Here is a 5,015-nt window from a genome sequence, read left to right as displayed (position 1 = left end):
CTGTCGTGGGGCTTCCGGGGCACCCAGAACTGCCAGAACGCGTCCACCGCATCCGCCAGCTCGATAGGCGGTGCCCACTGGGTGTAGCCCTGCTGCTGTGCGTCCTCCGCCATCGCGTCCCTGCTTACACCACTGGGTGTGGCGCCGGAACGTCAGTCCCTGAGTGGCCCGCGCGTCCGTTCCCCCGAGAAAGGCGCGGTGGCCATGACGACGGTGAACCTGACGAACCGGGTGAATCCCCTCCCCAGCGATTCCGAGCCGGAAGACCTGTTCGACGGCATCGCTTCCTTCTGACACCGCGCCCCGTGGCTGGGGCGCCCCCGCGCTCCTTCAGTTGTGCGGTGTCCCCGGCGTGTGGCAAGTGAGAGGTCCCTCTTGCTGGACACCCCGTGAGCCCGGTCACCCTGCAAATCAACCTCGCGCCCACGGATTATCCTCACGCGCGCCTCATCCTTCCGCATCAGCTTCGCCAGCTCGGGCCCTCCGTGCAGGAGGTGCTGCTCGTGCTGGACCTGCACCGCAGCCAGGGCAGCCGCTTCGCGGGGGCGTGGCTGGAGCGCAAGCCGAAGATGGACGCGCTGCTGGCGGAGCTGTCCTCGGCGGACGCGCGCATCCGGGTGGCGGAGGTGGACTACGCCCCCGCCGTCACGAAGGCGCTCTCCGAGCAGTTCTTCGGAGGCACCCGGCTGCCCATGAAGGACTCGCGCGGCGGGCCCTTCCATTCCTACTTCTTCGGGCTCGCGGCGGCGAAGCACCCGCACGTGCTGCACCTGGACGCGGACATGCTCATCGGCGGAGCGTCGCGCACCTGGATGGCGGAGGCGGCCGCGCAGCTCGCGTCACGCGAGGAGTTGGTGAGCTGCAGTCCCTTGTCGGGCCCGCCGCGCGCGGACGGGACGATTGCGGGAGACACGCGCTGGTACGAGCCCGATGCAAAGGCCTCCCACGCGTTCCGATTCCGGCGCTTCAGCAGCCGGGCCTTCTTCGTGGACCGCGACGCCCTGGTTCGCCGGGTGGGCCCGCTGCAGGCGAAGCTGGCGCCGCCCATTCACGTGCTGCGTGCCTTGCGCGCGGGCAATCCGCCGTACCGCGAGCCGGAGAACCTCGTCACCCGGAGGCTCACACGCCGTGGCTTGTGGCGGCTGGACTTCCTGGGCGCCGCGCCGGGCCTGTGGACGTTGCATCCCCAGTACCGCTCGCCCACGTTCTACGAGCGACTGCCGGAGCTGATTTCGCGCGTGGAGTCAGGGGACATGCCTGACGACCAGCGCGGCCAGGAGAACGTGCAGGACTGCCTGGTGGACTGGTCCGACGTGCGGGCCGCGCGGCGGAAGTGGTGGCGGCGCGGGTAGTGCCAGCACCTCCGCCTGGGGCCTCTGGCGTCAGCCCAGGGGCGACTCGGAGATGACGATGCCGTCCAGGTCCGCGTAGACGTAGTGGCCGGGGCGGAAGGTGACTCCGGCGAAGCGGACCTCCACGTCACGTTGTCCCTCGTTGCGCTTGAGACTCTTGAGCGGGTGGGTGCCCATCGCCTTGACTCCGATGCGCATGCGGCCCACGTCCTCGGCGTCGCGGATGCAGCCATTCACCACCACGCCCGCCCAGCCATTCTGCTGGGCGAGCAACGCGAGCTGGTCTCCCACGAGCGCGCAGCGGCGGCTGCCTCCGCCGTCCACCACCAGCACCCGGCCCTGGCCGGGCTCCTCCAGGGCCTTGCGCACGAGGGAGTTGTCCTCGGGCGCTCGCACCGTGCTGATGGGGCCCGCGAAGGTCCGGACGCCGCCGTAGTCCTGGAACCCGGGCTCGGCGATCTGGAACCGCGGCGTGCCCGCGTGGGCATCGCAGAGGTCGGCCGTCTTGAAGTCGGTGAATGCGCTCATGGGCTCCGAGCCTTCTCAGGCCTCGCGGGACGACGCAACGTCCAGGGCGCGCATGTCCTCCTCCGTCAGTTGCAACGTGAACGCCCCAAGCAATTCCTGCGTCTGACTGGCGGACGTCGCGCTCGCGATGGGCGCGACGATGGTGGGCTGGGCGGCGAGCCACGCGAGCGCGACCTGGGCGAAGGTCGCTCCTGGATGCCGACGCGTCACGGCGTCCAGGGCATCAATCACCGCCCAGCCGCGCGCGTTTCCATGCCGCTTCAGCACGCCTTCGGCGCGGGCCGACTTCGGAGGCGGCTGGTCCTTGCGGTACTTGCCCGTCAGGAAGCCCGAGGCCAACGCGAAGTAGGGCGCCACCACGAGCCCTTCTCGTTCGCAGAGGTCGCGGAGCGAGGACTCGAAGCCCTTGCGCTCGACGAGGTTGTAGTGCGGTTGCAGCACCGCGTACCGGGCGAGGTGTTCTCGGCGGGACACCTCCATTGACTCGGTGAGCCGCTGCGGGGAGTGGTTGCTGGTGCCCAGCGCGCGGACCTTGCCGGCGCGCACCAGCGCGTCGAAGGCCGCCATCGTCTCCTCCACCGGCGTGCCCAGGTCCTCGTAGTGCGCGTAGTAGAGGTCGATGACGTCCACCTGCAACCGGCGCAGCGAGGCCTCCACGCTGCGCTGGATGTGTTCGCGGCTCAGACCCTTCCCCAGCTCTGTCTGCGAGCCCACCTTCGTGGCGATGACGACGCGCTCCCGGGCGCCGCGCGACTTCATCCACTTGCCGATGAGCGTCTCCGACTCGCCGCCGCGGTTGCCTGGGACCCAGCTCGAATAGACGTCCGCCGTGTCGATGAAGTTGCCGCCGTTGTCGACGAATGCATCGAGCACCGCGAACGAGGTCGCCTCGTCGGCTGTCCAACCGAAGACGTTTCCACCCAGGCACAGAGGAGAGACCTGGAGGCCCGTGGTTCCGAGCGCCTTGCGTGCTTCGAGCTTCGTCTGGGGCATTGCCTGTCTCTCCCTCGATGGGTTTCGTGGCCGGCGTAGCTAATGCGTCCCGAAGCAGGGCGCAGGTCAAAATGCCCCGCTCATCGGAGCGAACGTCGTGCGGTATCGAGCACTTCCCAGCGCTGCGGTTGCTCCGCGAGCAACGCGAGCCAGGGAGCCACTTCGTCTTGGGCCGCGGCGCTCGTGTCACGGAGCCGCTCGAGGACGGGCACGGCGCGGCTCAGGCCCAGCCGGGAGATGGACTCCAGCAGCGCCTCGCGCACGCTCGCATCGGGCTCGGCGCTGTAGCGGGCGGCAAGCGCATCGAGGCTCGCGGAGAGCTCCGCCACGGGCGAGGTCGCCAGGGCCCGTGCCGCCGCGGCGCGCACGTCGGGGGACTGCGCTGACTGGAGCAGGGTGCGGACCTGCGCCACCGCCGGGCCTCTCACCGCTTCGATGGAAGACGCGCCCAGGAGTCCCGCCGCCGTGGCCGAATCGTCCGCGACGGTGGCCAGCGACACCGCGCGCTCCGCCACCATGCGGTAGCGGCCGGCGTCGCGAGCGGCCTCCTCCCGGAAGTTCTCCACCGCGGCGGCGCGGACCTCGGGCGCCGCGTCCGTCACCCAGTCGCGGTAGACGTCGCGGCCCTTGAGGACCTGGATGCCCAACAACTGCGTGGAGGGCTCCCCCGTCTGTTGCAGTGAGCGAATCAACACGGCACGCAGGCGCGCGTCGGGTGTCTCCCTCACGCGGTCCACCAGCCGCTCCAGGATGCGGGCCTGTCCCTCCAGCGCGTAGCGCAGCACCCAGGTGTCGGAGAGCAAGGCCAGCACGTCAGCGTCCTGCTCCTGGCTGAGGTGCCGCCAATGCACGTCCTCGGACAGTGACTCCACGAGCCCGCGAAGCTGTTCTCGCACGTAGCGCCGGTACGCCGGTGAGGCGTGCCCCTGGCGATACTCCGCGAGGAGCTCGGTGAGCTCACATGGTACCGCCTTCAGCGGCTGCGCATGCGCGGGCAGGGGCGGGAGCGCCGGACGGCCAGCGTCAGCGGCTTGCGGCGTCGAGGCGTCGAGGACAGTGGCGGTGTTCCTGTCCGGAGCACTCCAGAGGCGTGTGCCCACCACGGCTGCGCCCAGCGCCCCGGCGACGAGAACCCAGCCGAGCCTTCCGCGTGGATTCCTCATGGCGTCCGAGCCTCCGCGTCCTCAGGGCAGCGGTGATACACGCGCTTGTTCAGCCACAGCCGGTCGAAGTCCACATGTCCCGCGTCGTAGAGCGCCTGGAAGTCGGCGACGTCTCGCGCGAAGCGGCGGTCCTGCCTCGCGTAATCCCGCGCCTGGTGCAGGGCAGCGGCGCCACCGGCCCGGAGCGTGTACCGCAGGATTGCCCAGCGCACGCACAGGCGCTGCTCTCCAGGAAACGCGGCGCGGAAGTGGTTCAGCACCGCGCGTGTGTCGCGGCCATCGGACAGGGCCAGGCCCGCCAGCTCCCGGACGTTGGCGTCCGCGTCATTCTCGAGCACCCAGGCCAGTTGCTTCACGGTCCGCTCATCCAGTCGCACGGACAGGGACGCGGCCAGCTCCACCGCCAAGGCGCGGACGTGCGGGTCCTCGGACTCCCGCGCCAGTGTCAGGAGCCGCGTGAGGTACGGCTCCACCGAGCCCCCTGCCTGGAAGTCGTTCTTCATCACCCAGCCCAGGGTTCTCACCGCGAGCAGGGGCATGCCCCGCGGCGCCGTGCCGCTCCTGGCCAACACCATCAGCCGGTCCTGCGCAGGGGCGCCGAAGCGCGCCTGTGTCTCCAGGGTCTGCAGGGCCTGCGCGCGGTGGTCGATGGAGGCGTGTCGCTCCACCATCGTGAGGAGCCGCTCGGCCACGCGAGCATCCCTCACCGCGGAGGCTTCACGCAGGCCGGCCAGCAGCACGGCGGATTCGGGCGCGGGTGAGGTGTCAGCCCAGTCGAGCACCTGGAGCGCGGCCTGGGCGTCTCCACCCAGGACTTCCGGAATCCGCTCGGTGAGGAAGGCGAGGGCGGCAGGGTCGTTCTGCGCCAGGGCCTGCTGGATGGCGGCGCGCACCGTGGGCAGTCCGTGAAGTTGTTCGAAGTCCAAGTAGCCCGCGCGGCAGGTGAGGCGCGGAAGCCGCTGGTGGGGTGGCTCGGCGG

Annotated in this window: 5 protein-coding genes; 1 reads left to right on the top strand and 4 read right to left on the bottom strand. The window is 70.3% G+C overall.

Annotation, left to right across the window (positions count from 1 at the left end; translation table 11 throughout):
* The first annotated feature begins 389 nt into the window (after window positions 1-389).
* Window positions 390-1,352, top strand: coding sequence for a hypothetical protein (locus G4D87_RS33450; RefSeq protein WP_163786743.1), 963 nt, complete (start codon window positions 390-392; stop codon window positions 1,350-1,352).
* Window positions 1,353-1,382: 30 nt separating this feature from the next.
* On the opposite strand, the gene rraA is transcribed toward G4D87_RS33450, so the two are convergent.
* The 4 genes from rraA to G4D87_RS33430 all read right to left on the bottom strand — a co-directional run.
* The gene (rraA, locus tag G4D87_RS33445) at window positions 1,383-1,880 is read right to left on the bottom strand and encodes a ribonuclease E activity regulator RraA (RefSeq protein WP_163786742.1); all 498 of its coding nucleotides are present in this window, start codon (window positions 1,878-1,880) and stop codon (window positions 1,383-1,385) included.
* Window positions 1,881-1,895: 15 nt separating this feature from the next.
* Window positions 1,896-2,873, bottom strand: coding sequence for an aldo/keto reductase (locus G4D87_RS33440; protein ID WP_163786741.1), 978 nt, complete (start codon window positions 2,871-2,873; stop codon window positions 1,896-1,898).
* 80 nt (window positions 2,874-2,953) lie between these two features.
* On the bottom strand, window positions 2,954-4,036 hold the full coding sequence (locus tag G4D87_RS33435) for a HEAT repeat domain-containing protein (protein WP_240358819.1): 1,083 nt from the start codon (window positions 4,034-4,036) through the stop codon (window positions 2,954-2,956).
* A partial coding sequence (locus G4D87_RS33430; protein WP_163786740.1) for a hypothetical protein occupies window positions 4,033-5,015 on the bottom strand: 983 nt, incomplete at its 5' end. The genes G4D87_RS33435 and G4D87_RS33430, both read right to left, overlap by 4 nt.

Origin of the sequence: Myxococcus vastator, assembly GCF_010894475.1 — a bacterium.
Lineage (GTDB): Bacteria > Myxococcota > Myxococcia > Myxococcales > Myxococcaceae > Myxococcus > Myxococcus vastator.
Note: the sequence above shows the minus strand (reverse complement) of the source record. Positions and strands in the feature narration are given on the sequence as shown.

Bases quoted from the DNA above. Each gene is read 5' to 3' on its own strand.
- rraA (WP_163786742.1), bottom strand. From the start codon at position 1,880: ATGAGCGCATTCACCGACTTCAAGACGGCCGACCTCTGCGATGCCCAC.
- G4D87_RS33440 (WP_163786741.1), bottom strand. From the start codon at position 2,873: ATGCCCCAGACGAAGCTCGAAGCACGCAAGGCGCTCGGAACCACGGGC.
- G4D87_RS33435 (WP_240358819.1), bottom strand. From the start codon at position 4,036: ATGAGGAATCCACGCGGAAGGCTCGGCTGGGTTCTCGTCGCCGGGGCG.